Annotated in this window: 23 protein-coding genes; 10 read left to right on the top strand and 13 right to left on the bottom strand. The window is 66.9% G+C overall.

Features of this window, described 5'->3' with window-relative positions:
- Positions 1 to 26: 26 nt before the first annotated feature.
- Positions 27 to 776 carry a YebC/PmpR family DNA-binding transcriptional regulator gene (locus ACH13J_RS05585; RefSeq protein WP_397542325.1) on the bottom strand — a complete coding sequence of 250 codons (750 nt, stop codon included), beginning with the start codon at positions 774 to 776 and terminating at the stop codon, positions 27 to 29.
- Between the two features lie 121 nt (positions 777 to 897).
- Here ACH13J_RS05585 and ACH13J_RS05580 point away from each other — a divergent pair, with 121 nt between their 5' ends.
- From ACH13J_RS05580 to ACH13J_RS05565, 4 genes are all read left to right on the top strand, one after another.
- Positions 898 to 2,670, top strand: coding sequence for an SLC13 family permease (locus ACH13J_RS05580; protein ID WP_397542324.1), 1,773 nt, complete (start codon positions 898 to 900; stop codon positions 2,668 to 2,670).
- A 117-nt stretch (positions 2,671 to 2,787) separates the two neighbouring features.
- Positions 2,788 to 3,600 carry a YmdB family metallophosphoesterase gene (locus ACH13J_RS05575; RefSeq protein WP_397542323.1) on the top strand — a complete coding sequence of 271 codons (813 nt, stop codon included), beginning with the start codon at positions 2,788 to 2,790 and terminating at the stop codon, positions 3,598 to 3,600.
- Complete coding sequence (locus tag ACH13J_RS05570) at positions 3,597 to 4,544, top strand: EamA family transporter (protein ID WP_397542322.1); 948 nt, start codon at positions 3,597 to 3,599, stop codon at positions 4,542 to 4,544. Before ACH13J_RS05575 ends, ACH13J_RS05570 begins: the two co-directional genes overlap by 4 nt.
- Positions 4,544 to 6,325: an SLC13 family permease gene (locus tag ACH13J_RS05565; protein ID WP_397542321.1), complete on the top strand. Its 1,782-nt coding sequence runs from the start codon at positions 4,544 to 4,546 to the stop codon at positions 6,323 to 6,325. The genes ACH13J_RS05570 and ACH13J_RS05565 overlap by 1 nt, the downstream gene beginning before the upstream one ends.
- A 98-nt stretch (positions 6,326 to 6,423) precedes the next feature.
- Here ACH13J_RS05565 and ACH13J_RS05560 read toward each other — a convergent pair whose 3' ends face one another.
- Positions 6,424 to 7,005 (bottom strand): 5-formyltetrahydrofolate cyclo-ligase, encoded by a 582-nt coding sequence (locus ACH13J_RS05560; RefSeq protein ID WP_397542320.1) that lies wholly within the window; start codon positions 7,003 to 7,005, stop codon positions 6,424 to 6,426.
- The gene (gene mgtE / locus ACH13J_RS05555; protein WP_397542319.1) at positions 7,002 to 8,399 is read right to left on the bottom strand and encodes a magnesium transporter; all 1,398 of its coding nucleotides are present in this window, start codon (positions 8,397 to 8,399) and stop codon (positions 7,002 to 7,004) included. Before mgtE ends, ACH13J_RS05560 begins: the two co-directional genes overlap by 4 nt.
- Before the next feature lie 133 nt (positions 8,400 to 8,532).
- Between mgtE and guaD the strand changes: the two genes are divergently transcribed.
- Positions 8,533 to 9,888 (top strand): guanine deaminase, encoded by a 1,356-nt coding sequence (gene guaD / locus ACH13J_RS05550; RefSeq protein ID WP_397542318.1) that lies wholly within the window; start codon positions 8,533 to 8,535, stop codon positions 9,886 to 9,888.
- Positions 9,885 to 10,142, top strand: a complete 258-nt coding sequence (locus tag ACH13J_RS05545; protein ID WP_397542317.1) for a hypothetical protein — start codon at positions 9,885 to 9,887, stop codon at positions 10,140 to 10,142. The genes guaD and ACH13J_RS05545 overlap by 4 nt, the downstream gene beginning before the upstream one ends.
- An 18-nt stretch (positions 10,143 to 10,160) precedes the next feature.
- Here the strand turns inward: ACH13J_RS05545 and hisN are convergent, their stop codons facing one another.
- Positions 10,161 to 10,949 (bottom strand): histidinol-phosphatase, encoded by a 789-nt coding sequence (hisN, locus tag ACH13J_RS05540; protein WP_397542316.1) that lies wholly within the window; start codon positions 10,947 to 10,949, stop codon positions 10,161 to 10,163.
- Between the two features lie 58 nt (positions 10,950 to 11,007).
- Entirely contained in the window at positions 11,008 to 11,379 is a 372-nt protein-coding gene (locus ACH13J_RS05535) for a helix-turn-helix domain-containing protein (RefSeq protein ID WP_397542315.1), read from the bottom strand.
- Positions 11,380 to 11,749: 370 nt separating this feature from the next.
- On the opposite strand from ACH13J_RS05535, the gene ACH13J_RS05530 reads away from it, so the two are divergent.
- Positions 11,750 to 12,670 (top strand): zinc-binding dehydrogenase, encoded by a 921-nt coding sequence (locus ACH13J_RS05530; RefSeq protein ID WP_397542314.1) that lies wholly within the window; start codon positions 11,750 to 11,752, stop codon positions 12,668 to 12,670.
- Here the strand turns inward: ACH13J_RS05530 and ACH13J_RS05525 are convergent.
- Entirely contained in the window at positions 12,660 to 13,532 is an 873-nt protein-coding gene (locus ACH13J_RS05525; protein WP_397542313.1) for a LysR family transcriptional regulator, read from the bottom strand. The genes ACH13J_RS05530 and ACH13J_RS05525 overlap by 11 nt on opposite strands.
- A gap of 127 nt (positions 13,533 to 13,659) precedes the next feature.
- Between ACH13J_RS05525 and ACH13J_RS05520 the strand changes: the two genes are divergently transcribed.
- A complete protein-coding gene (locus ACH13J_RS05520; RefSeq protein WP_397542312.1) occupies positions 13,660 to 13,869 on the top strand; it encodes a DUF1127 domain-containing protein in 210 nt (69 codons plus the stop codon).
- 116 nt (positions 13,870 to 13,985) lie between these two features.
- Positions 13,986 to 14,705 carry a Bax inhibitor-1 family protein gene (locus ACH13J_RS05515; protein WP_397542311.1) on the top strand — a complete coding sequence of 240 codons (720 nt, stop codon included), beginning with the start codon at positions 13,986 to 13,988 and terminating at the stop codon, positions 14,703 to 14,705.
- Positions 14,706 to 14,879: 174 nt separating this feature from the next.
- On the opposite strand, the gene rpmG is transcribed toward ACH13J_RS05515, so the two are convergent.
- The 6 genes from rpmG to ACH13J_RS05485 all read right to left on the bottom strand — a co-directional run bounded on the left by rpmG (position 14,880) and on the right by ACH13J_RS05485 (position 22,264).
- Entirely contained in the window at positions 14,880 to 15,047 is a 168-nt protein-coding gene (rpmG, locus tag ACH13J_RS05510; protein ID WP_010441901.1) for a 50S ribosomal protein L33, read from the bottom strand.
- Between the two features lie 111 nt (positions 15,048 to 15,158).
- Positions 15,159 to 15,767: a cell wall hydrolase gene (locus tag ACH13J_RS05505; RefSeq protein ID WP_397542310.1), complete on the bottom strand. Its 609-nt coding sequence runs from the start codon at positions 15,765 to 15,767 to the stop codon at positions 15,159 to 15,161.
- 163 nt (positions 15,768 to 15,930) lie between these two features.
- Entirely contained in the window at positions 15,931 to 18,471 is a 2,541-nt protein-coding gene (gene ppdK / locus ACH13J_RS05500; RefSeq protein WP_397542309.1) for a pyruvate, phosphate dikinase, read from the bottom strand.
- Positions 18,472 to 18,548: 77 nt separating this feature from the next.
- Positions 18,549 to 20,804: a glycine--tRNA ligase subunit beta gene (glyS, locus tag ACH13J_RS05495; protein WP_397542308.1), complete on the bottom strand. Its 2,256-nt coding sequence runs from the start codon at positions 20,802 to 20,804 to the stop codon at positions 18,549 to 18,551.
- A gap of 3 nt (positions 20,805 to 20,807) precedes the next feature.
- Positions 20,808 to 21,335 (bottom strand): DUF6446 family protein, encoded by a 528-nt coding sequence (locus ACH13J_RS05490; RefSeq protein ID WP_397542307.1) that lies wholly within the window; start codon positions 21,333 to 21,335, stop codon positions 20,808 to 20,810.
- Positions 21,332 to 22,264: a glycine--tRNA ligase subunit alpha gene (locus ACH13J_RS05485; RefSeq protein ID WP_397542306.1), complete on the bottom strand. Its 933-nt coding sequence runs from the start codon at positions 22,262 to 22,264 to the stop codon at positions 21,332 to 21,334. Before ACH13J_RS05485 ends, ACH13J_RS05490 begins: the two co-directional genes overlap by 4 nt.
- Positions 22,265 to 22,422: 158 nt before the next feature.
- On the opposite strand from ACH13J_RS05485, the gene ACH13J_RS05480 reads away from it, so the two are divergent.
- Positions 22,423 to 24,216 (top strand): serine protease, encoded by a 1,794-nt coding sequence (locus ACH13J_RS05480; RefSeq protein ID WP_397542305.1) that lies wholly within the window; start codon positions 22,423 to 22,425, stop codon positions 24,214 to 24,216.
- A 101-nt stretch (positions 24,217 to 24,317) separates the two neighbouring features.
- Here the strand turns inward: ACH13J_RS05480 and ACH13J_RS05475 are convergent.
- On the bottom strand, positions 24,318 to 25,353 hold a 1,036-nt coding region (locus tag ACH13J_RS05475; protein WP_397542304.1), incomplete at its 5' end, for a thiamine pyrophosphate-dependent enzyme.

Below are 25,353 nucleotides of genomic sequence, written 5' to 3'. Positions count from 1 at the left end.
TCAAGCCGCCGGCGCGACGGTCGTGGTCACTCCGCCGCGAGCTGGTTCATGACCTCGTCGCTGGCCTCGAAGTTCGTGGTCACGCGCTGCACGTCGTCGTCGTCTTCCAGCGCGTCGATCAGCTTCATCAGCTTCTGCATGCCCTCGAGGTCAAGCTCCGTGGTGGTGGTGGGCTTCCACACCAGCCGGGTCGAGGTGCTTTCGCCCAGCTCGGCCTCCAGCGCGGTGGAGACGTCGTTGAGATCGGTGTCGGCGCACCAGACGGTGTGGCCGTCCTCGCTGCTCTCCACGTCCTCCGCGCCCGCCTCGATCGCGGCCATCAGCACCGTCTCGGCGTCGCCGGCCTCTGCCGGGTAGGTCACCTCGCCCTTGCGTTCGAACATGAAGATCACGCTGCCCGACTCCCCGAGGTTGCCCCCCTGCTTGGAAAAGGTCGAGCGGATGTTGCTGGCGGTGCGGTTGCGGTTGTCGGTCATCGCCTCGACGATCACCGCCACCCCGCCGGGGCCGTAGCCCTCGTAGCGGATCTCCTCGTAATCCTCGGCGTCGCCGGCCTGTGATTTCTTGATGGCCCGCTCGATGTTGTCCTTGGGCATCGACTGCGCCTTGGCGTCCTTGATCGCCAGCCGCAGGCGCGGGTTCTTCTCGGGGTCGGGGTCGCCCATCTTGGCCGCGACGGTGATCTCCTTGGAAAGCTTGGAGAAAAGCTTGGCCCGCGCGGCGTCCTGGCGTCCCTTGCGGTGCTGGATATTTGCCCATTTGGAATGGCCGGCCATCTGTCTCTCCGTCGGTCCTGTACGATCTGCGCATCTATATGTCATGCAGCGCCCGCCCCGCAACCCGCTTGCGTTCGCCCGCCCGATGGGCTTGGCTTGGTGCGGCCCCTGGAGGTGCTTCGTGACGACCGACCAGATCATCCTCTTCGCGCTGTTCGGCGCGGTCTTCGCATTTTTGCTATGGGGCCGCTGGCGCTATGACATCGTGGCCTTCTCGGCGCTCATGGTCGCGGTCGTGCTTGGCGTGGTGCCCACGGACAGGGCGTTTTCCGGCTTCGGACATCCCGCGACGATCATCGTGGCGCTCGTGCTGGTGGTGTCGGCCGGCCTGGTCCGCTCGGGGGCGGTGCATCTGATCACCCGCACGATGGTGGACAGCTCGCGCGCGCTGCAGGGCCATATCGCCATCATGGGCGGGGTGGGCGCGGTGCTCTCGGCATTCATCAACAACGTCGCCGCGCTGGCGCTGCTCATGCCGGTCGACCTGCAGACCGCGCGCAAGGCCAAGCGTGCGGCAGGGCTCACCCTGATGCCGCTGTCCTTCGCGACGATCCTTGGCGGCATGGCAACGCTCATCGGCACGCCGCCCAACATCATCATCGCGTCAATCCGGGAGGAGTCGCTCGGCGCCTCCTTCGCCATGTTCGATTTCGCCCCCGTGGGGGCCGTGACCGCGCTGGCGGGGCTTGGATTCATCACGCTGGTGGGCTGGCGCCTGATCCCCCAGCGCGAGGACGCCGTGCTGGAACCCTCCGAGATCGCCGATTACATCGCCGAGCTTACCGTCCCAGAGGACTCCGACCACATCGGCAAGCGCCTGATCGAGCTGGAGGAGGCCGCGCATGATGCCGACGTGGCCATTCTCGGCCTGATCCGCGATGGCAAGCGGCGCTACGGCCCGGCCATCAACACGGAGCTCAAGGCGGGGGACATTCTCGTGCTGGAGGCCAAGCCCGACGCGCTGGACGAGTTCCGCAGCCGGCTTTCCCTCGCCTTTTCCGACAAGGAACGCGAGGAACGCCTCAAGGCCGAGGGCGCGGGGCTCGACATCATAGAGGTCGTGGTGCCGCAATCATCGCGCCTCGTGGGCAAGACGGCGCAGAAGGTCGGACTGCACTGGCGCCAGCACTCGGTGCTGATGGGCGTCTCGCGGCAGGGCCGCAAGATCACAAGCCAGGTGCGCAACACCACCATCGAGGCCGGCGATATCCTGCTGCTGCTGGTGCCCAAGGCCACCGGGCGCGACGTGACGGAATGGCTCGGCTGTCTGCCGCTGGCCGATCGCGGGCTGACGGTCACGCAGGACAACAAGACATGGCTTGCCATCGGCGCGTTCGCGGCCGCGGTGACGGCGGCGGCAACCGGGATCGTCTACCTGCCCGTGGCGCTCGGTATCGTCGTGATGGTGTACGTGCTCACCCGCATCATCCCGGCCAACGAACTATACAACCAGATCGAGTGGCCCGTCGTGGTGCTGCTTGGCTCGATGATCCCGCTCGGCGCCGCGCTGGACGAGGTGGGCGGCACCAGGCTCATCGCGGACGCGCTGGTCAGCCTGACGGCAGGGCTGCCCGCCTGGGCCGTGCTCGCCGTGCTGATGGCGGTGACGATGACCTTGTCGGACGTGCTCAACAATACCGCCACGACGGTCGTCGCAGCCCCCGTGGCGATCCAGATGGCCCGCTCGCTCGACGTCGCGCCCGACCCGTTCCTGATGGCGGTGGCGGTGGCCGCGTCCTCGGCCTTCCTCACCCCCATCGGCCACAAGAACAACACGCTCATCCTCGGCCCCGGCGGCTACAGGTTCAGCGATTACTGGCGTCTGGGCCTGCCGCTGGAGGTGCTGGTGATCGCCGTCTCCGTCCCCGCAATCATGGTGTTCTGGCCGTTATGAGCACCTTCTGCGCCACGGCAGGGGGCCTTGGCCCGCGTCGACCGTGCTGCGGTTGGGCCCGCAGCGGCGTGCGCGCACCCCTTGCCCCGGCCCTTCAATCGCCCTACCACCCTTGAGATGAGGATTCTTTATCTCGGGGATGTTGTCGGCCGGGCCGGGCGCCGGGCCGTCTCGGAGACGCTGCCGCGATTGCGGTCGGAGTGGCGGCTGGACTTCGTCGTGGTCAATGGCGAGAATGCCACCGGTGGCCTCGGCCTCTCAGGCGAGCACGCCAAGCTGCTGCTGGAGGCCGGGGCGGATTGCGTGACCCTCGGCGATCACGCCTTCGACCAGAAGGACATGATGCAGTTCATCGAGACCGAGCCGCGCATCGTGCGCCCCATCAATTATGCCAAGGAGGCGCCGGGCCGCGGCCACCGTGTCTTTCAGGATGCGCGCGGGCGCAAGGTGCTCGTGGCACAGGTGCTGGGGCAGGTCTTCATGAAACGCGCCTTCGACGACCCGTTCAGCGCCCTCGATCCCGTTCTCAAGGCGCATATCCCCGGCGGCGGCGTGCAGGCCTCGATCGTCGACGTGCACTGCGAGGCCACGAGCGAGAAGATGGCGATGGGCCATTTCTGCGATGGCCGGGCCAGCATGGTCGTCGGCACGCACACCCACATTCCCACCGCCGACGCCCAGATCCTGCCGCGCGGCACGGCCTTCCAGAGCGATGCTGGGATGTGCGGCGACTACCTCAGCGTCATCGGCATGGACAAGGCCGAGCCGATGCGCCGCTTTGTCACCGGCATGGGGCGGACACGCTTCACCCCCGCCATGGGCGAGGTCACGCTGTGCGGGCTCTACGTCGAAACCGACGACGCCAGCGGCAAGGCCGCCCGCGTCGAAATGATCCGCCAGGGCGGACGCCTTTCGCAGGCCGGACCGTGACGGCACGGCCGCTCGACTTTCTCGCGCTCTTCGCGCTTGGGGTCGGATGGGGCCTCACCATGCCGCTGGCCAAGGTGGCCGTCAGCACCGGCCATCAGCCCTACGGCCTGATATTCTGGCAACTGGTCATCGTCGTGGCGGTTCTGGCGCCGCTGGCGTGGCTGACCGGGCGCCGCGTCGCACTGCGCCCGCGCCACCTGGTACTCTTCGTCGTGATCGCGCTGACCGGAGCGGTGCTGCCGGACGTTTTCTTCTACCTCGCGGCGTCGAAACTGCCGGCCGGTGTCCTTTCGATCGCGCTGGCCGCGGCACCGCTTTTCTCGATGCCGATCGCGCTGGCACTGGGCACCGACGCGTTCACTTGGCCGCGGCTTGCCGGGCTCACGATGGGCATGGCCGGCATCGTGCTCATGATAGGCCCGAAGACGAGCCTGCCGGACCCTGAAATGAGTGGCTTCGTTCTGGTGGCGCTGCTGGCGCCGGCCCTCTACGCCACCGAGGGCAACGTGGTCGCGAAATGGGGCACCGGCGGCCTCGACCCGTTCAGCACCATCGTCGGCGCATCCGTCGTCGGGGCCGTCATCACGCTGCCCCTGGCCCTGCTCTCGGGGCAGTGGATCAACCCGCTGGCGGCGTTCGGCCGGGCCGAGGCGGCACTGGTGGCCGGGGCCGCCACGCATGGGCTGGTCTATGCCGCCTATGTCTGGCTGGTCGGGCGGGCGGGGTCGGTCTTTGCCGCCCAGTCGGCCTATCTGACCACGGCGTTCGGCGTGATCTGGTCCATGACCCTGCTGGGCGAGCGGTATTCGCCTTTTGTCTGGGCGTCGCTGGTGCTCCTGCTGATCGGCATCTTCTTTGTGCAGCCGCGCCCCCGGATCGGGCTTGCCCCGGCCGCGGGCATGGGAAAGTATGAGCCCCGACGGGAACGGGACGGGCCGGGCTGATGCATTTTCTGGAACTTTCGCAAACCGGGCAGGCGCTCTTTGCTCTGGCCGTCGTGGTTGCGATGTTCGTCCTGTTCGTCAAGGAGATATACCCGACCGAAGTGGTGGCGATCGCGGGCGCGGCGGTTCTGCTCGGCACGGGGCTGCTGCCCTACGACACGGCGGTAGAGGTGTTGTCGAACCCCGCGCCGTGGACGATCGTGGCGATGTTCATCGTCATGGGCGCGCTCGTGCGGACCGGGGCCCTGGACTGGTTCACGCGCGCGGCCGAGGCACAGGCCGAAACCCGCCCGACCATCGCGATCGGCATGCTGATGGCATTCGTGCTGGTGGCCTCCGCCTTCGTCAACAACACGCCGGTCGTTGTGGTGATGATCCCGGTGTTCGTCCAACTGGCCGCCAAGCTGGGCGTGGCGCCCAGCAAGTTGCTGATACCGCTCAGCTATACCGCGGTTCTCGGCGGCTGCCTCACGCTCATTGGAACCTCCACCAACCTGCTGGTCGACGGCGTGGCGCGCACCCACGGCATGGAGGCGTTCACCATCTTCGAGGTCACGCCCATGGCCGTCATCCTGGCGGCATGGGGGGCTGTCTATCTGCGTCTCATCGCGCCGCGCATGCTGCCCGAGCGCACCAGCATGTCGTCGCTTCTGACCAACGACCGCAAGTCGCGGAAGTTCTTCACCGAGGCCGTCATCCCGCCCGAGTCCAACCTCATCGGGCGCGAGGTGACGGGCGTGCAGCTGTTCAAGCGCGAGGGCGTGCGGCTCATCGACGTGATCCGCGGCGACCAGTCCCTGCGGCGCAACCTCGAGGGCGTGACGCTGGAAGTGGGGGACCGGGTCGTGCTGCGCACGCAGGTGTCCGAGCTTCTGAGCCTGCAACGCAACAAGAGCCTCAAGCGCGTCGATCAGGTCTCGGCGGTGGAGACCACCACCGTCGAGGCGCTGATCACGCCGGACTGCCGGATGGTCGGCCGCCGCCTCGGCGCACTGCGGCTGCGGCGCCGCTTCGGGGTGTACCCGCTGGCGCTGCACCGAAAGGACCGCAATATCGGCCGCCAGCTCGACGACATCGTGGTGCAGGTGGGCGACACGCTGCTGCTGGAGGGCGCGCCCGAGGACATCCAGCGCCTCGCGACCGAGATGAACATGGTCGACATCTCCCAGCCGGCCGAGCGCGCCTACCGCCGCAGCCACGCCCCCATCGCAATCGGCGCGCTGGCCGGAATCGTCGTGCTCGCGGCCCTCGGCGTGGCGCCCATCCTTCTGCTGGCGGTGCTGGCGATGGCGCTGGTGTTCCTCACCCGCTGCGTCGATACCGACGAGGCGTTCTCCTTCGTCGACAGCCGCCTGCTGGCGCTCATCTTCGCCATGCTCGCCGTGGGCGCAGCGCTTGAATCCTCCGGCACTGTCACCTTCCTGGTGGGCGGCGTGGCGCCCTTGCTGGAACACAGCCCCCCCTTCCTGACCATCTGGGCGGTCTACCTGCTCACCAGCCTGCTGACCGAACTGGTCTCCAACAACGCCGTGGCGGTGGTGGTCACCCCAATCGCGATCGGTCTTGCCGGCGCGCTCGGCCACGACCCGCGCCCGCTGGTGGTGGCGGTGATGATCGCCGCGTCGGCCAGCTTCGCCACGCCCATCGGCTACCAGACCAACATGATGGTCTACGGGCCGGGCGGATACCGCTTCACCGATTTCATCAAGGTCGGGGTGCCGCTCAACCTGTCCGTGGGGCTGCTGGCCTCGGCGCTGATCCCCTATTTCTGGCCGCTCTGACCGGGCCCGCAAGAACCAGGGCATTTCTTCTTGGCCGAAATACCCCGGGGGAGTCGCGCCGCCGGCGCGACGGGGGCAGCGCCCCCTTCCCGTGTCGGCTAGGGGCGGACGGGCCGGATCACCTCACGCTCGGTGACCACCATGTCCAGCGGCTGGTCGGTCGGCTCCAGCGGCAGCATGTCCGCTTCCTGCGCGGCATAGGCAAAACCGATGGCCAGCGTCGGCCGCCGCGCACGCAGCATCTCCAGCGTGCGGTCGTAGAACCCGCCGCCGTATCCGAGGCGGCCGCCGCACCGGTCGAACGCGACGAGCGGGACAATCAGCACCTCGGGTTCGAAGAAATCGTCCGTCTCGGGGATCATCGCGCCGAAGGGGCCTTGCCGCAACGCGCAGCCCGGCCGCCAGCGGGAAAATCGCAGCGGCAGCCCCCTGCCCCGGATCACCGGCACGCCGACGGGGCCGTGCGCGGACGCCTCTTTCATCACCGGCAAGGGGGCGATCTCGGTCCGGATCGCCATGTAGCCCGCCAGCGGGGCGCCGCGATACGCGGCAACCACGTCCGCCAGCAGCGCCGCCTCCTCTGCCCCCGCCTCGGCATGCGCCGCCCTGCGCCGGTCGAACGCCGCCTTGCGGGCGTGCGCCTTTATTTCGGCAAGGTCTGTTTCGCTGAGATTGCTCATAACAGGATCACCACGGCCAGTCCGAGAAAGGCAAAGAAGCCCACCACGTCGGTCACGGTGGTGACGAACGCACCGGAGGCGAGCGCGGGGTCGATGCCGGCCCGTTCAAGGATCACGGGGATCACCGTGCCGGCTAGCCCGGCCACGACGAGATTTATGACCATGGCGGCAGCGATCACGTAACCCAGCTCCGGCCCGCCGAACCAGAGTACACCAACACCCCCCATCACCACGGCGAAGATCAGCCCGTTGATGAGGCCCACCAGCACCTCGCGCCGGATGAACCGCCAGACGTTGCGGCCGGTCAGGTCCTTCGTGGCGATGGCGCGCACCGCCACCGTCAGGCTCTGCGTGCCGGCGTTACCGCCCATCGAGGCCACGATCGGCATCAACACCGCCAACGCGACCACCTGTGCGATCGCGTCCTCGAACTGCGCGATCACCATCGAGGCCAGAATCGCCGTCACCAGGTTGACGGCCAGCCACGGAAAGCGCCGCCGGGTGGTGTCGATCACGCGGTCGGACAGGCTGCCCTCCTCGCTCACACCGGCGAGGCGGAAAATATCCTCCTCGTGTTCCTCGTCCAGCACGGCCATGGCGTCGTCGATGGTGATGACGCCAACCAGCCGCTCGTCCTCGTCCACGACCGGCGCCGAGATCAGGTGGTACTGGTTGAAGGCATAGGCCACGTCCTCGGCGTCCTGCGTGACGGGTATGACGTGAAAGGTGTCCTCGACCAGCGACTTCAGCAGTACCTCGCGGCGCGACGCCATCAGCTTGCCCAGCGTCACGTTGCCCACCGGTTTCAGCCGCGGGTCGACGAGGGTGATATGGTAGAACTGGTCCGGCAGGTCATCCTGGTCGCGCAGGTAGTCGATGGCCTCGCCCACGTTCCAGTGCTCGGGTGCCATCACCACCTCGCGCTGCATCAGCCGCCCGGCGGAATACTCGGGATAGGTCAGCGAGGTCTGCACGGCGACCCGGTCGCTGTCCTCCAGCACCTCAAGGATGGCGTCCTGCTGATCCTGCTCCAGATCCTCGACGAGATCGACCACGTCATCGGATTCCAGGTCACGCACCGCGTCGGCCAGCACCTCGGGGTGCAGGGTGTAAAGCACCTCTTCACGGATGGATTCGTCCAGTTCCGACAGGATGTCGCCGTCGAAATCCCGCCCGTAAAGCTCGATCAGCCGGCGCCGGTCGAAAGCGTTGACCTGTTCCAGGAGGTCGGCGATGTCGGCGGGGTGCAGCGGCTCAAGCTCTTGCAGGAGCAGCGCCTTGTCCTCGGTGTCCACCGCGTAGATGATGCGTGCGACCGCCTGCGCGTTCAGCGCATAGGCGTCATCGTCCTCGCGTTCGGGGTCGGCATCCGCCACGGGATCGTTGTCTGACATGCGCTCCCCCTGTTCGCGCGGCCCGCTTCAAGGAATAAATAAGCGGCGTGTGGAAAACAATGACGGCGGGGCGATTTACCCGCCCGCTGCCGCCGCCTATTCTGGGCAGTGTCGGGCAACAGGGCAACGGGCGATGACGAACGCGACGATCCTCAAGGGGCGGGTGCTGTGCTTTGTCCGGTCACCGTTCGACGGGGCGCCCGGCTCTGCCGCCCGCATCGACGAGGGCGTGCTGATCCGCGACGGGCGCGTGGCGGCGACGGGCCCGGTGCAGGAGCTTCGGCAAACCGCGCCGGACGCCGAGATCGACGACCTGGGCCATGCGCTGATCACGGCCGGCTTCGTGGATTCTCATGCGCACTATCCCCAGACCGCGATCATCGCCAGCTGGGGCAAACGGCTGATCGACTGGCTGCAAAGCTACACGTTTCCCGAGGAGGCACGCCTTGCCGACCCGGATTACGCCGCCTGCATCGCCGAGCGATACCTCGATCTTACCCTCTCGCACGGAACGACCACGGTCGCGAGCTTCTGCACGGTACACCCCGGCAGCGTCGAGGCCTTCTTCAAAGCAGCGCAGGCGCGCGGCCTCAGGGCCGCGGCGGGCAAGACATGCATGGACCGCAACGCGCCCGAGGCGCTGCGCGACACGCCGCGGCGGGCCTATGACGAGAGCCTCGCGCTGCTGCAGCGGTGGCACGGGGTGGGCCGGCTGTCCTACGTGATCAGCCCGCGCTTCGCGCCGACCTCGACCCCCGAACAGCTTGAGGCGCTCGGCGCGCTCTGGGCAGAGCACCCCGACTGCCTGATGCAAACGCACCTGTCGGAACAGACGGACGAGGTCGCATGGGTCCGCGCGCTGTTTCCGGCGGCGCGGGACTACCTCGACAGCTACGAGATGCACGGCCTGCTCGGGGGGCGCGGGCTCTACGGCCACGCCATCCACCTTGAACCGCGCGAACGCCGGCGCCTGGGAGAAGTCGGCGGCGCGTTGATCCACTGCCCGACCTCGAACACCTTCATCGGATCGGGACTTTTCGACATGGGCGCCCGCGTAACCGAGGGGCAGCGCGTGGGGCTGGCCACCGACACCGGGGGCGGGTCCAGCTTTTCCATGCTGCGGACCATGGCGGCGACCTACGAGATCGGACAACTCACCGGCACGGCGCTGCATCCCGCGCAGCTCTATTGGCTGGCCACGGCCGGTTCGGCCAACGCCCTGCACATGGGGGACCGGATCGGCAACATCGCCCCCGGGATGGAGGCCGACCTGATCGCCCTTGACCTCGCATCGACCCCGGCAATCGCGCAGCGCGCCGCACGGGCCGATGACCTATGGGAAGCGCTGTTTCCCACCCTGATGATGGGCGACGACCGGGCCGTTTCGGCGGTGTGGGTCGCGGGCCAGCGGGTAACGGGCCGAACGCCCGCTTTCCAAGACCCGTCCATGCCCTACGTCCAGTCGCGAACCGCAGGGGATACGCCATGAAAGACACCAATCCGCCCCCGACCCGCGCCGCGCACTACCTCGCAGAGGCGGTGCAGGCCATCGATGCACAATTCGGCGAGGGGTTCGCGCGGGACAACCCCGATCTCGTGGCCAGTCTCGTCCAGACACAGGCTATAGATGCCGCCGTCGCAACCGGGCGCGGCGCCCACGAAGAGGCCATGACACTGGCCGAGAGGATCAGCCGCGACACCTGCGAGACGATCCTCAAGCTCAAGCCGCGGATTTTCGGCTGACGCGGGCAAGTGCCGCGGTCACGGCGCCCCCGACAGGATTTCCAGCGCCATGGCGTGCTGTTCCGGCGCCGCGGCGGCCAGTACGCGCCCGCCATGGTGCGCCGGTCCGCCCTGCCAGTCCGTGACGATCCCGCCGGCGGCTTTTATCACCGCGATCGGCGCCTGCACGTCGTAGGGCTGAAGCCCCGCCTCGATGACAAGATCGATCTGGCCGCAGGCGACGAGCGCATAGGCATAGCAATCGACCCCGTACCGGGTCAGCCGGACCCGGCGCGCCACGGCCTCGAACGCGGCGCGCTCGACCTCGGACCCGATCTCCGGAAAGGTGGTGAACAGGATCGATTCCGACAGCGGGCGGCCCGCCCGCGCCGCGAGGGGACGGCTCCCGCGCGGCCCGTGCATCTGCGCGCGCCCCAGGCCGCCCTCGAACCGTTCTCCGATATAGGGCTGGTCGATGATGCCGAAGATGGGGCCGTTTTCGTCCGCGACGGCGATCAGCACGCCCCAGGTCGGGGTCCCCGACAGGAACGCGCGCGTGCCGTCGATGGGGTCGATCACCCATGTCAGGCCGCTCTGCCCCGGTTGGTGCCCGTATTCCTCTCCGAGAACCCCGTCACGCGGCCGCCGTTCAGCCAGCAGGCGACGCATTTCCCGCTCCGCGGCACGGTCGCCCTCGGTCACCGGGTCGAACCCCGCGCCCGCCTTGTTATCCGCCCCGAGCCCGTCGGCCCGGAAATACGCCAAGACAATGTCGCGTGCGGCATCGGCCAGTGCGTGGGCCGTGGCCACGATATCGTCAGAACTCATGTCCGGTCACCCCGCTGGCCGCATGTCGCGGCCTGTTAGCGCGGCGTGACCGGTATGTTCAAGCGACGTCGCTCAGAACGCGCGCCAGATCGAACAGGCGCCGGCGCTGGTTTTCCGGAATCGCGTAATACGACCTGATGAGCTCGAGGGCTTCCTTGTCGCCCAGAATGTCCGCCGGCGCAGCGCCGGCTTCGACTTCCGCCTCGTCCTCGGCGCTCAGGCCTTCGAAAAAGAAACTAACGTCAACATCAAGCGCGTCGGCAATATCCCAGAGCCGTGAGGCACTGACCCGGTTTGCGCCGGTCTCGTATTTCTGGATTTGCTGAAACTTGATACCGACGGCCTGCGCCAGCTGTTGTTGTGTCATTCCGGCCAGCCACCGCCGGTGCCGGATGCGTTTTCCGACATGAACATCAACGGGATGCGGCATATCTCGTCCTCTCCTGGTACTGCTCCTCATCGCTTCGGAGACCGGCGGACACCCACCGCCCCTGAAAGCAACCACCGAACACTCTGTCACTGCTCTACCGGATTCAGGCACGTCCGCGCCACGATGAACAGCATATACATGGTATCGCGTGTTTTGAATTTTACAAGCACAACCGCCAATACCAGTGCAGATGCCCGCCGACAAACGCGCGCGCACGCCGCGAAGCCCGGTCCGCACCGTCTGCCCGCGCGTCGCCAGATTGACGCTTGGGCACCAAATCGTCTAAGGATGCCAAGCCCTTATCAATTGCCCTTGAAACGGAGATGTCGCCTTGCGCGCATTGCAGCTCCTCCCGCAAGAATCGTCACCCGTGGTTAACGACATCGCCGTTCCCGAGCCACGCCCGGGCGAGGTGCGCATCAGGATCGGTGCCTGCGGGCTCAATTTTGCAGATCTGCTGATGATTTCCGGCGATTACCAGGACACGCCGGAGGCGCCCTTCACGCTCGGCATGGAAGCGGCGGGCACGGTTGACGCCCTTGGCGAGGACGCAACCCACCCCCCCGTGGGCAGCCGCGTGGCGGTCTTCGGCGGTCACGGCGGGCTGGCCGAGTATGGCTGCTTCCCGGCCGACCGGACGGTGCAGTTTCCCGAGGATATGCCCTTTACCGATGCGGCTGCCTTCATGGTGGCCTACGGCACAAGCCACGTGGCGCTGGATTACAAGGCGCGGCTGCAACCGGGAGAGACGCTGCTGGTGCTCGGTGCGGCCGGCGGCGTGGGGCTGACTGCCGTCGAGATCGGAAAGCTGATGGGCGCGCGCGTCATCGCATGCGCGCGCGGCGCCGACAAGCTGAAGATCGCGCAGGACGCCGGCGCCGATCACCTGATCGACGCCGAAACCGGGGACATCCGCGAGGCCTGCAAGGCGCTTGGCGGTGTCGACGTGGTGTATGACCCGGTCGGCGGCGAACAGTTCAAGGCTGCGTTCCGCGCCTGCCGGCCCGAGGCGCGTATTCTGACCATCGGGTTCGCCAGCGGCGAGATCCCCCGCATCCCCGCCAATCACCTGCTGGTCAAGAACATTTCCGTCATCGGTTTCTACTGGGGCGGGTACATGAAATTCAAACCCTCGGTCATCACCGACAGCCTTGCCACGCTTTTCGGCTGGTACGCCGAGGGGCGCCTGGAACCGCATGTAAGCCATGTTCTGCCGCTGGACCGGGCGACCGAGGGGCTGGAATTGCTGCGACAGCGCAAATCCACCGGCAAGGTCGTCATCACGCCGTAACCGGCGCCGGTGCCCGGACGGGTGCAAAACCCTGCCGCAGCATGGCCGCCAGTTCGCCGCGCAACGGGTTGCGGCCGACGGCGCCGTACATGTTGATCTGGCGCGTGCCAAGGTCGGGCAGCGCGCCGCCGGTGTTGATCGGCTCCAGCTGCGGCGGAATACTGTCCTCCAGCAACGCCCCCACCGCGAGATCGGCACTGATCATCGCCTCGGCCGAGCGGTCGTCATCCGAGTCGATCACCATTTCCCAGTCGATGCCCGCCGCGTCCAGCCGGCGCAGCACCGAGGCCCGGAAGATGCAGACATTGCAAAAGGCCAGCTTGAGCGGCCGTTTTTTCCATTGCACCCCGCCCGGCGCGCCGGACCAGCGCAACGGCATCTCGGCCAGCGTCTCGCCGGAGGGGCCGAGCTTTTCCTCGGTTGTCAGTATGATGTCGGCCTCGCCACGGTCGAGCGCGTCGTGCAGCTTGATCGTGCTGGACGATTTCAGGTGCACCTTCACCCGCGGGTAAAGGGCGTGAAACCGCTTCAGCACCTGCGGCACGACCGGGTAGACGATATCGTAAGGCGCGCCCAGAACCAGTTCGCCCTCGTAGGCGTCGTCGGTCAACCGGCCCACGGCCTCGTCGTTGAGATCGACAAGACGCCGCGCGTAGGTCAGCATCAACTCGCCCGACCCCGTCAGCGCGACCCTGCGGCCCGCCCGGTCGATCAGGTCGACGCCAAGCATCTCTTCCAGGCGCTTGAGCTGCATCGATACAGCCGACTGCGTGAGGTTCAACGCCGCCGCGGCACGGGTCACGCCGCCATGTTCGGCCACCGCCAGGAATGACCTCAACGTGGTTATGTCCAGGTTCCGCATCCATCACGCTCCGTGATTCAATTCCTCACAATCATTCGTTTCCCAAATGATATGCAACAGGTCATAAACATCAACAGAAAAGATGGAAAGACGCAATGCCATAAGCAGACGTAAAGGAGATGCCGCCATGACCTCGCAATCCCTTTCAACCAGCCGGTCGGGCGCTCCGTGCCGCCGCCGGATTTCACTCATGCACATGGTGTCGCTGCATCGCCAGCGGCGCAGGCTGGCCCGGCTCGACGATGCCGCGCTGGAGGATATCGGCCTGACCCGGGAAGACGCCCGTCACGAGGCCCGGCGCCCGCTTTGGGACGTGCCCGCGCACTGGATCGAATAAGCCTTCTTTTTAGGCATGCTGATGGGCCGGAAAACCTTGAAATGAGGGGCCGGGCGTCCGATATTATCGCCAAAGCCCTCCAACAGGGCTTGGTATGTCATTATTCGGAGGCTTGAATGGCTGAGTTTGAAACGATCCGGACGGGAACCGGCGCGCGTTCCGCCCAGATTGACCAGGGCCTGCGCGCCCACATGAACAAGGTCTACGGCACCATGTCCGTGGGCATGTTGCTGACATTTGCGGCGGCTTGGGCCGTGGGCAACAACGCGGCGATGATGAACGCGCTGTTCACGGGCTTCACGCGGTATGTCGTGATGTTCCTGCCGCTGATCATGGTCTTTGCCTTCGGCGCCGTCGTCAACCGCCTCTCCGCGGCAGCGGCGCAGCTGTTCTTCTATGCCTTCTCCGCCGTGATGGGCGTGTCGATCAGCTACATCTTCGTGGTATTCACCGATTTCTCGATCTGGCAGGTGTTCCTGATCACGGCGATTTCCTTTGCCGGTCTGTCCCTTTGGGGCTACACCACCAAGAAGGACATATCCGGCTGGGGCAGCTTCCTGATCATGGGGCTGATCGGCCTGATCGTTGCGTCGATCGTGAACCTTTTCCTCGGCTCGCCCGCGATCATGTTCGCCATCTCGGTCATCGGTGTCCTGATCTTCGCCGGCCTCACGGCCTATGACACGCAGGACATCAAGAACGAGTATCTGGCCCATGCCCAGAGCGGCGACAGCGAATGGCTGGGCAAGTCCGCCATCATGGGCGCGCTCCGGCTCTACCTCGACTTCATCAACATGTTCATCATGTTGCTGAACCTGCTGGGCGCCCGCGAATAACGCGACGCATCCGCACAAACGCGAAAGGCCGGTCCGCATGGACCGGCCTTTTTCATTGATCAGTTGCCGCCGCCGACAGCTCTGCCCTGCACTTCGGCAATCCCTTGCGGTCAGCCGCAAAAGGAAAGGGCCGCGCCAATCGGCGCGGCCCTTTTCCACTGGATCCGGCAAGCGTTACTTGATCTTGCCTTCCTTGTACTCGACATGCTTCCGCGCGACCGGATCGTATTTCCGAATGGTCATCTTCTCGGTCATCGTACGGGCATTTTTCTTGGTCACGTAGAAATGGCCGGTGCCCGCGGTCGAGTTCAGGCGGATCTTGATGGTTGTCGGCTTTGCCATGGTCCGTCTCCTGCATCGGGCGAAAGGGATCGCCCGCAAAATTCGCGTGAGGTCGCCTTGTACCGGCACGCGCGGTCAAGTCAACCGGTTTTTGAAGAGCCGCGGTGTGGCTCAGTTCGAGCTCACACGCGTGGGCATGCGGTAGAAATGGTGCACGCCGATCGTTGCCGTGCGCGGAAAGCTGCGCGCCCATGCAGGGTTGACAGCCCGGGTGTGGTAATGGGTGGCGCCCTTGGTCAAGGGGCGCGGCGCCCCCTGAACCATCAGAGACGCGACCTTGCCCACCCGCTTGAACGCGGCGGGTTCGTCGATGTCCTCGGCATGACCGTCGCAGGTGTAGGTGAACTGGCACTGGTACTTCCGCCCGGTGCCCTGGTTCACGACGCCGCAGACCGTGTCAGGATACTCGGGGCTGTCCACGCGATTGAGAATGACCTCGGCCACGGCGAACTGGCCCTTCACGCTCTCGCCGCGTGCCTCGAAATACAGCGCCTCTGCAAGGCAGCGCCAGTCCGCGTCGCCCTTGCTGACCGCCTGTCGCGCGATCCAGTCGGTGGAATACTCCACCTCCAGCTCGGGCCGTTCGAGGAAACTGGCAATCCGCGACTCGGGCAGCACCGTCATGGCGCGGCGTTCATTGTCGAGCAGCTTGGCCAGCGACGTATCCGCCGCCGCAGCCCCCGCGAAGGCCACAAGACATACCAAAGCCAGCCTGATCAAAACAGCGTCCTTTCCAATGCCCAAAAACCGTGCATAGGCCAGCTTTATTACGCAATCCTGCGGCCCGCGTCCACCCGGCCCCGCCGACCGGGGGATATCGCGCAAGGATGGGCACCTTGCACACCGTGTCCGAAACGCGAAAATTTCAATTTAATGGCGCAGGTTATCCGATCCTGTCGCGGATGGCCAGCTGTGCGGCAGCAAGTCGCGCCACCGGCACCCGAAAAGGCGAACATGACACGTAATCAAAGCCCGCCGCACGGCAGAACGCTATCGATTCGGGATTGCCGCCATGTTCCCCGCATATCGACAGCACGAGATCCGGCTTGACGCTGCGGCCCCGGGTCGCGCCGATTTCCAGCAACTCTCCCACGCCCTCGGTATCGAGCGTGTGGAACGGGTCCTCGGGATAAACCCCCTGCTGGACGTATTGCGACATGAACCGGCCGGCATCGTCGCGGCTCAGACCATAGGTCATTTGCGTAAGGTCGTTCGTCCCGAAGCTCAGGAACGACACCTGCGACGCGATCTCGTCGGCACGGAGCGCGGCGCGCGGCGTTTCCACCATCACGCCAAGACGATAGGCAAAGTCCTGCCCGCGCTCGTTGCGCACGGCCGCGGCGACGGCGTCGATACGGGTCTTGACCAGCTCCACCTCCCGCTTGGCGCTGACCAGCGGTATCATGATTTCCGGCACGACGGGCTCGCCCTCGTGGCTGGCCGCGATGGTCGCCTCGAAGATCGCGCGCGCCTGCATCTCGTAGATCTCGGGCACGGTGATCCCCAGGCGCACGCCCCGCATCCCGAGCATCGGGTTGTATTCTCCCAGCGCCTCCACCCGGCGGGTCACGTCCGACAGCGGCAGGTCCAGCGCCTCGGCCAGTTCGCGCATGCCCGACCTGTCATTGGGCAGGAACTCGTGCAGCGGCGGGTCGAACAGGCGAATACAGACAGGCTGGCCCTGCATGATCCGGAACAGGTCGATGAAATCGGCCCTCTGCATGGGCAGCACCCGCTCCAGCGCCGCCGCGCGGTCCTCGCTGGAATCGGCGAATATCATCTCGCGCATGGCTGTCAGGCGGTCGGAGTCGAAGAACATGTGCTCTGTGCGGCACAGCCCGATCCCCTGCGCCTTGAACGTGCGCGCGACCTCGGCATCGGCGGGCGTGTCTGCATTGGCGCGCACGGCGATGTCGCGCGCCGCGTCCGCCCAGCCCATCAGCGTGGCCAGCGCCGCGTCGCGCGCGGGCTCCAGCAAGGGCGTGTCACCGGCAAGCACCTCGCCATGCGTGCCATCGATGGTGATCCAGTCTCCGTTTTTCAGCACGCGCCCATCCGGAAAGGCCAGTTGCCTGCGGCGCGGATCGAACGCGATGTCGGAGGCGCCGACCACGCAGGGCCGCCCGATCCCCCGCCCGATGACGGCGGCATGGCTCGTCATGCCGCCACGCTCGGTCAGAACGCCCACGGCGGCGTGCATGCCGCGGATGTCCTCCGGGCTGGTTTCCCGCCGCACCAGGATGCAGGGCTCGCCGCGCGATTCGCTGGCCTGCGCCTCGGCGGCGCTGAACACGATCCGTCCGCTGGCCGCGCCGGGGCTGGCCGCGATGCCGTGGGCAAGCACGTCGCGCGGGGCCTCGGGATCGACCTGCCGGTGCAGCAACTCGTTGAGCGCCCGCGGCTCAATGCGCAGGAGCGCCTCCTCGTGCGGGATGATCCCGTCCTCTGCCAGCGCGACCGCGATGGCGACCGCCGCGCGCGCCGTCCGCGTCACGCGCGTCCCGTCCAGCAGGTAAAGCACGCCGTTCTCGATGGTGAACTCGGCCTGCATCTCCTCGCGCAGCGCGCGGCGCATCAGCGCGGTATGCGCCTTGAGCTCGGCAAACGCCTCAGGCGCTTGATCCTCCAGCGAGGGGCCGCGCGGGTCCCGCTCGAGGTAGAGCGCATCGGCCCCGCCGGTCAGCGCCTCGCGGCCCTGGCTCTGGCTGAGGTACCGGCCGGTGATGCGCCGTTCGCCGGTTTGGCTGTTGACCAGCTGCATGACGCCCGAGCCGCACTCGCCCTCGCCAAGGCCGAGCGCCATTTCCTGTACCACCAGTCCAAGGCCCGCATCGGCGGGTGCGCCCTTGGCCTGCCGCAGCAGGCGGGCGGTCGTGCCCTCCCACGCCCGCGCCATCGAGCGCAGCACCTCGCCAAGCTGAACGCCGCGATCCTGCGGGAACGCCTCCTCCGTTTCGTCCTCGTAGGCTGCCAACGCCTGCTTCAACCCGGTCACGGGATCATCCGAAACGTCGTCGAATTCTTCGGGGTCCAGCCGGGCCACGTGGATGGCGTAGGCCTGAACGAACCGCAGGTACAGCGCCGACGCCGCCCGGGGGCCGATGCGCTCGGACATCTCCGCGCAGCGCGCGTCATTCATACCGATGTTGAGCACCGCGCCCGGCCCGCCCCAGTCAGGATCCTCCGAGGAGGGGCGCACGCAAAGGATGGCGGCGGCATCGAAGGGCGACAGCAGCTCCGCAGGATCTGGCATTTCGCCTGCCGCGATCCGGCGCACCGTCTGGAAAGACAGTGCAAGCGTGCGCGGCACCGGCAGGCCGAGCCGAACCAGACGTTGAAGGCACTTGGCACGCCCGCCATGGGTTTCCGTCGCCACGGGCGCGTCCGGCGTGATGAGGGTGATATGCGCCTGATCTTGCTGCACTGCGGCACCATTGCCTTTCCAAGGGCCGAACGCAAGAGTTGTATGCCGCCCGTGCCCCGCGCTGCAAGATGCGCGCCCTAGCCTTCCAGCTTGCGCAGGTCGGCGGCCTGCAGACAGCTCTCGCGGATACGGTTCAGCAGGTTGAGCCGGTTGCGCCGGACCACGTCGTTTTCGGCGTTGATCTGAACCGCCTCGAAAAACGTGTCGATGGGACCCCGCAACGCAGCCATGGCTGCCATCGCCTGCGCGAAATCCTCTGCCGCCACCGCCTTGGTGATGGTCGCGTCGGCGGTATCGAGCGCGGCAAAGAGCGCGCGCTCTTCGTCGGACTCGGCGAATTTCGGGCTGGCGCCAAAGGAATATTCCACGCCGTCGTTTTCCTCGGCCTGTATCAGGATGTTGTTGGCCCGCTTGAAACCCTGCACGAGGTTCTCGCCCTCGTCGGTTTCCAGCACCTCCTGCAATGCCCGCGCGCGGGCCACGATCAGCGCAAGGTCGTCGCGGCCATCGAGCGCGAGGCAGGCATCGATGACGTCATGGCGCACACCCTGTTCACGCAGATGGACCTTGAGCCGGTCATGGAAAAACGCCAGCAGATCCGTCGACAGATCGGGCACGAGGTCTCCGACCGTGCGCAACAGGCTTCCCTCGCCGGTCTCCGGCGGGCTTTCCCTTTGCTGCAAGCGCTCGATCACCGCGTGGAAGGCCGCGCCAAAAACGCCGCGCTCCGCGACCTCGTCCAGCACCTCCTCCAGCGTGTCGATCTCGCCCTCGCTGGCCTTGCGGGCATTGAGCGCGATCTTGTGGCGCAACAGCTGCGCGTCGATGAACCTGTCCAGCTTGATCCGATGCCCGCCCTCCAGCACGATGCGGATCACGCCCAGCGCGGCCCGCCGCAGCGCGAAGGGATCCTTGGAGCCGGTGGGTTTCTGGTCGATCGCCCAGAAACCGGTCAGGGTGTCCAGCTTGTCCGCCAGCGCCACGGCGACCGACACCGGCGCCTGCGGCACGCGATCGGACGGCCCCGCCGGAGAGTAATGCTCCTCGCACGCCGCGGCCACTTCCGCGGGCAGGCCCGCCGCCTGCGCGTAGTAGCGCCCCATCACGCCCTGAAGCTCGGGGAATTCACCCACCATTTCCGATTCCAGGTCCGCCTTGGCCACCCGCGCCGCCTGCGCGGTCAACTCGGGATCGGCCCCGACCATCGGCGCCAGTTCCCGCGCCAGTGAAACAATGCGCCGCATGCGGGCCGCCTGACTGCCCAACTGGCGCTCGAAGGTCACTTTCTCGAGGTTTTCCAGCCACGTCTTCATGCCCGCGCGCGCCTCGGCCAGGTCGTTTTCCCAGAAGAACTTGGCATCGGAAAGCCGCGCCGCCAGCACCTTGCGGTTACCGGCAAGGATCGTTGCACCGTGGTCCGGGGCCTCGATATTGGCGACGGTGACGAACCGCTCGATCCGGCCGGACTTGGGATTGCGCACCGAGAAGAATTTCTGGTGCTCCTTCATCGAAGTCTGCAAGACCTCCGGCGGCAGGTCGAGGAATTCCTCCCCGATCTCGCCCATCAGCACAACGGGCCATTCCACCAGCCCCGCCACCTCGGCCAGCAGGCCGCGGTCCTCGACCACGTCCAGCCCGTTGGCGAAGGCGAGGTTGGTGGCTTCCTGCCAGATGTGATCTGCCCGCTCCTGCGCCTCCAGCAGCACCTTGTCGCGTTTCAGCCTGGCGCGGTATTCATCGTAGGACGCCACGGCAAAGCGCCCGTGCCCCATGAAACGGTGGCCCTCGGTCGTATTGCCGGCGCGGATCCCGTCGATCTCGAAATCGACCACGCGCGCCTCGCCGGCATCGTCGGTCAGGATGCACAGGATCGAGTGCAGCGGCCGCACCCACCGCAGGCTGCCCGCGCCCCATCGCATAGATTTGGGCCATGGAAAGTCGCGGATGACATCGCCAAGCACCTCGGCCACGATCACGTCCGCCTTGCGGCCGGGGCGGGTGATACGGGCGAAAAAGACCTGGCCCTTCTTCTCGTCGCGGATTTCGAGATCCTCGCGCGCCACGCCGGCCCCGCGCAGAAAACCCTCGATGGCCTTGTCCGGCGCATCGACGCGCGGCCCCTTGCGCTCTTCGGTGACGGTGGGACTCTCGTCCGGCAGGCCCTGCACCGTCAACGCAAGGCGCCGCGGCGTCGAGAACGCCGCGGCCCCCGCATATGTCAGCCCCGCCTCGACCAGCCCATCGGTCATGCGCGCCTTGAGGTCCGCGGCCGCACGGCCCTGCATCCGGGCGGGGATTTCCTCGGAAAAGAGTTCGATCAGGAGATCAGGCATGGGTCAGTAGCCTTCCGGTGGTTCAGGGCAGTCCTCTGGCGTGGGCTTGCCGTCAAACACCACCTCGCCGCAATGATTGATCTGGTGCCAGACATAGCCGCGCCCGTCCTGCGATACGGCAACGACACGGTCGATCCCGTACTCGATGTTCTTTTCCCCCAGGAATGCCCGCACCGTGCCGGCCTCCAGCCCCGCCCCGATGCTATCGGCGTCGAAACAGTCGAACCAGCCGGGGGCTTCCAGCGGAACCGCCCCGCGATAGGGCCGGTAGACGCCCTCCAGCGTCGCCGGGTCGAGATCGGTCTGGAAACACGCCCGGTAACGGATGGGCGAGCTGTCGGCGTCTATGGCGCGGAAATCCTCGTGCGATACCGGCTCGGGCATGCCGGCGCCGCGGGCGGTCAACTGAACGTCGCCCTGCCCCGTCGGCTCGATCCGCTCGTAGAATGCATAGACCTGAAGGTAATACATGGCCGCACCGGCCACCACTCCGGCCACGATAAGGACGATGCCGACAAGCTTTCCGGTCACGCCGTGTATCCCCCGGCCTCTGTCTGCACGAAGGCGTCAGCGCATTTCTTTGCCAGCGCTCGCACCCGCCCGATATAGGCCTGCCGCTCGGTCACGGAGATCACGCCGCGCGCGTCAAGCAGGTTGAAGATGTGGCTGGCCTTGATGCACTGGTCGTAGGCGGGGTGCGCCATGACGATGCGCTGGCCGGTGCGCGGGTCCTTTTGCGGGTGGCTCAGGATCGCCTCGCACTCGGCCTCGGCCTCCTCGAACTGACGCAGCAGAACCTCTGTGTTGGCCACGTCGAAGTTGAAACGGCTGTATTCTTCCTCCGTCTGGCGGAAGACGTCACCATAGCTCAGCGGATGGGCCGCGGAGGGGTCGTTGAAGGGCATCTCCATCACGTGGTCGATGCCAAGGACGTACATTGCCAGACGCTCGATCCCGTAGGTCAGCTCGCCCGAGACAGGCTTGCAGTCATGCCCGCCAACCTGCTGGAAATAGGTGAACTGGCTGACCTCCATACCGTCGCACCAGACCTCCCATCCCAGCCCCCACGCCCCGAGGGTCGGGCTTTCCCAGTCGTCCTCGACGAAGCGGATATCGTGGGTTTCCATGTCGATGCCGATCGCCTCCAGCGAGCCCAGGTAGAGCGCCTGCAGGTCCGGTGGGCTGGGTTTGATCAGCACCTGGTACTGGTAGTAGTGCTGCAGCCGGTTGGGGTTCTCGCCGTAACGTCCATCGGTGGGCCGGCGCGAGGGTTGCACATACGCCGCAGCCCACGGACGCGTGCCCAGCGACCGCAGCGTCGTGGCGGGGTGGAACGTGCCCGCGCCCACCTCCATGTCGTAGGGCTGCAGGATCGCGCAGCCCTTTTGCGCCCAGTAACCCTGGAGCCGCAGGATGACCTCCTGGAAACTGCGCGGTTTGCCCGTCGTTGTCTGCACCATCTGGGCCTCTCGGGAATGGGGCGTTCGGTCGGGCCTTACCTACGGTTCCGCCCCGGCATGGTCAATCGCGTCGCACGGCATATTTTGGATGCAAGGTCGTGCGGATTTGCTACAAAGTTGCAGAGACCGACAACAGGGCCCTGAAATCAGGATATCACATGGCGCGCATTGCTTTTTCGCTTCTGCTTTTGTTTCAGTTTTTCGTCACCTCGGCCACAGCACAGGAGCAGGATCGGTTCATACAGATCGAAACCCACCCTGACCTTGCGCTGACGCGGCAGGCCGTTCAGGCCTATAGCGGGCAGCTCGCCGACGTGAACGGCTTCTCGCTCGGCGCGGGATGGTACGCCGTGGCGCTTGGCCCCTACGGCCCCGGTGAGGCAGAGCGCGTCATGACCCGCCTGCGCGGGCAGGGATTGATCCCCCCCGGCAGCTATCTCGCCACCAGCGGGGATTACCGTCAGCAGTTCTGGCCCGTCGGCACGAATTACCTCGACCGCGCCGCGGACGCCGGCGCGGCGCAAGCGGACGGGACCATCCAGCTGGCACAGGCCGGGCAGAGGTCGGACAGCACGCCGCAGATCATCGACAACAGTGGCCCGCAGATCGTGCCCGTCCCGGAAATCCCGGCGGAAACCACCTATGAGGCCCGCCAGAACGAGCGTCGCCTGAGCCGGGAGGAGCGCGCGCAACTGCAGGTCGCGCTGGAATGGGCCGGTTTCTACAACGGCCCGATCGACGCGGTCATCGGGCCGGGCACCCGCGCGGCGATGTCCCAGTGGCAGGCATCAAACGACTACGAGCGCACCGGCGTCATGACATCGCGGCAGAGGGCCGAGTTGCTGCGGCAATACAATTCCGTGCTGGAAGGGCTGGAGCTGCGCCTTGTCCGCGACAGTCGCACCGGCATCCAGATGCGGATGCCCACCGGGGCGGTCGCGTTTTCCCGGTACGAACCGCCCTTCGCCCATTTCGACGCGACCGGCGACATCCCCGGCGCCCGCGTGCTGTTGATCAGCCAGCGCGGCGACCGCGACACGCTTGTCGGTCTTTACGACATCATGCAGACCCTGCGGATCGTGCCGCCAGAGGGCGAGCGCGGCATCGAGGGCGACAGTTTCAGGCTGGTTGGCGAGAACGACGAGATCGTCTCGCACACGGAGGCATCGGTCGAGGGAGGCGAGATCAAGGGGTTCACCCTGATCTGGCCGGCGGGCGACGAGGAGCGCCGCACGCGCCTGCTGAACGAGATGCGCGCCAGCTTCGAGCGAATCGCGGGGGTGCTCGACCCGGCCGAAGGCAGTGGCGAGACGCAGAGCGTGGACCTCGTGTCCGGCCTGGAAATCCGGCGCCCGAGCCTGTCGCGCTCGGGGTTCTACGTCGATCGGTCCGGCACCGTTGTCACCACACTCGAGGTGGTGCAGGGCTGCGACCGGGTCACGCTGGACGAGGACTACGATGCCCGTGTCGTCGCGCGCGATCCCGATCTCGGCGTTGCGGTTCTGCGCCCCGTCGATCCTCTTGCGCCGATCGGCATCGCCGCCTTCCAGCTGGCGCCGCCGCGGCTTCAGTCCGACGTGGCGGCGGCGGGGTATTCCTACGGGGGAATCCTCGGTGCGCCGACCGTGACATACGGGGAACTTGCCGATGTGCGCGGGTTGAATGGCGAGGAGAAGCTGAAACGCCTCGCGCTCGACGCGCTCGAGGGCGATGCCGGCGGGCCGGTCGTCGACAGCAGCGGGGCCGTTCTCGGCATGCTGCTTCCCGACAGGCAACGGGACCGCCAACTGCCGGAAGGCGTGAGCTTCGCCGCCGATGCCGAGGCGATCACGGCGCTGCTGGCGGAAATCGGGGTGCAACCGATCCCCGCCGAGGGCGGTCAGCCCATTGATCCCGAAACGCTGTCCAAGCGCGCCTCGGGGATGACGGTGCTGGTCAGTTGCTGGGACTGACCGGGCACCACCCGCCAGTGGCAGGCGTCAGGGGCGCCCCTGCGCCCCTGACCTGAAACAGCCATGGAAAGCCGCGGCATGCCGCGGCCGGGGCCATGCCCCTATGCCGGAATATCGGCGCGCACATGGATCAGCGTGGGCGCGTCCGCCTGCAGCGCCTGCCGCGCGGCCGCAGCCACCTCGTCCACAGTTCGCGGTGTTTGCGCATGCGCGCCGTAGGCGCGGGCCAGAGCGGCGAAGTCGGGGTTGCGCGCCTCGACCGCGCGGGGGGCGATCTGCGCACGCACCATGCTGTCCTCGATCTCCTTGAGCTTGCCGTTGTCCCAAACCAGGATCGGCAGCGGCAGCCCCAGCTCGACCGCGGCGCCCAACTCCTGCACGGTATACTGGAACCCGTAGTCGCCCGCGATCGCCAGCGTGGGCCGCCCCCGCCGCGCCACCGCGCCGCCGATGGCCGCCGGCAGCGCGTAGCCCAGCGTGCCGAAGCCGAACGGATGGTGCCAGTGGCCGGGCCGGTCCATCGGCCAGACCTCCTTGGCGACATAGCCGAACTGCGTCATGTCCGAGAATACCATCGTGTCGGCCGGCAGCGCGGCGCGCAGCGCGTCGCAGACAGCCACGATCCCCGGGCGCTCGGCCTCGCATTCCGCTTTCCAACGGGTGCGGGCCGCGCTGACCTCGGCTGCCTGCCAGCCGGTTGCGCCGCCCAGCTCACCCTGATTCAGCAATTCCTCTGCAAGCGCGGCCGCATCGGACTGCACCGCCAACGTCGTTCCCGGCTCCGCGCGCAGCTCCGCGGGATCGATGTCGACGCGGATGAAACGCCCGGAATGGCCCAACCGGTCGCGCCACAGGTCAATCTCGGACAGCTCGGTGCCCACCGCAACGACGAGATCCGCCTCCGCGACACGATCCGCGCTGTCCGGCCGGGCAAGATAGGCCCCGAAATCCAGCGCGTGCCCCGCGGCAACCCCGCGCCCGGCATAAGTGGTGAAGCTCGCCGCTCCGGCGAGTTCCACGATCCTGCGCCAATCGGCGGCACCGCGCGCCGCCCCGCCGCCAAAGACGAAAAGCGGCTTGCTCGCGGCGCGCAGCGCCTCCGCGATGGCGGCAGCGGCGGCGACCGGCCGCGTGTCG

This window comes from Roseovarius salis (assembly GCF_044472985.1).
Lineage (GTDB): Bacteria > Pseudomonadota > Alphaproteobacteria > Rhodobacterales > Rhodobacteraceae > Roseovarius > Roseovarius salis.
This window is presented reverse-complemented; position numbering and strand designations above follow the sequence as displayed.

Coding starts and splice junctions, on each gene's coding strand:
- ACH13J_RS05585 (WP_397542325.1), bottom strand. CDS start 776: ATGGCCGGCCATTCCAAATGGGCAAATATCCAGCACCGCAAGGGACGC.
- ACH13J_RS05575 (WP_397542323.1), top strand. CDS start 2,788: ATGAGGATTCTTTATCTCGGGGATGTTGTCGGCCGGGCCGGGCGCCGG.
- ACH13J_RS05565 (WP_397542321.1), top strand. CDS start 4,544: ATGCATTTTCTGGAACTTTCGCAAACCGGGCAGGCGCTCTTTGCTCTG.
- ACH13J_RS05560 (WP_397542320.1), bottom strand. CDS start 7,005: ATGAGCAATCTCAGCGAAACAGACCTTGCCGAAATAAAGGCGCACGCC.
- mgtE (WP_397542319.1), bottom strand. CDS start 8,399: ATGTCAGACAACGATCCCGTGGCGGATGCCGACCCCGAACGCGAGGAC.
- guaD (WP_397542318.1), top strand. CDS start 8,533: ATGACGAACGCGACGATCCTCAAGGGGCGGGTGCTGTGCTTTGTCCGG.
- ACH13J_RS05545 (WP_397542317.1), top strand. CDS start 9,885: ATGAAAGACACCAATCCGCCCCCGACCCGCGCCGCGCACTACCTCGCA.
- hisN (WP_397542316.1), bottom strand. CDS start 10,949: ATGAGTTCTGACGATATCGTGGCCACGGCCCACGCACTGGCCGATGCC.
- ACH13J_RS05535 (WP_397542315.1), bottom strand. CDS start 11,379: ATGCCGCATCCCGTTGATGTTCATGTCGGAAAACGCATCCGGCACCGG.
- ACH13J_RS05525 (WP_397542313.1), bottom strand. CDS start 13,532: ATGCGGAACCTGGACATAACCACGTTGAGGTCATTCCTGGCGGTGGCC.
- ACH13J_RS05520 (WP_397542312.1), top strand. CDS start 13,660: ATGACCTCGCAATCCCTTTCAACCAGCCGGTCGGGCGCTCCGTGCCGC.
- ACH13J_RS05515 (WP_397542311.1), top strand. CDS start 13,986: ATGGCTGAGTTTGAAACGATCCGGACGGGAACCGGCGCGCGTTCCGCC.
- rpmG (WP_010441901.1), bottom strand. CDS start 15,047: ATGGCAAAGCCGACAACCATCAAGATCCGCCTGAACTCGACCGCGGGC.
- glyS (WP_397542308.1), bottom strand. CDS start 20,804: ATGCCTGATCTCCTGATCGAACTCTTTTCCGAGGAAATCCCCGCCCGG.
- ACH13J_RS05485 (WP_397542306.1), bottom strand. CDS start 22,264: ATGGTGCAGACAACGACGGGCAAACCGCGCAGTTTCCAGGAGGTCATC.
- ACH13J_RS05480 (WP_397542305.1), top strand. CDS start 22,423: ATGGCGCGCATTGCTTTTTCGCTTCTGCTTTTGTTTCAGTTTTTCGTC.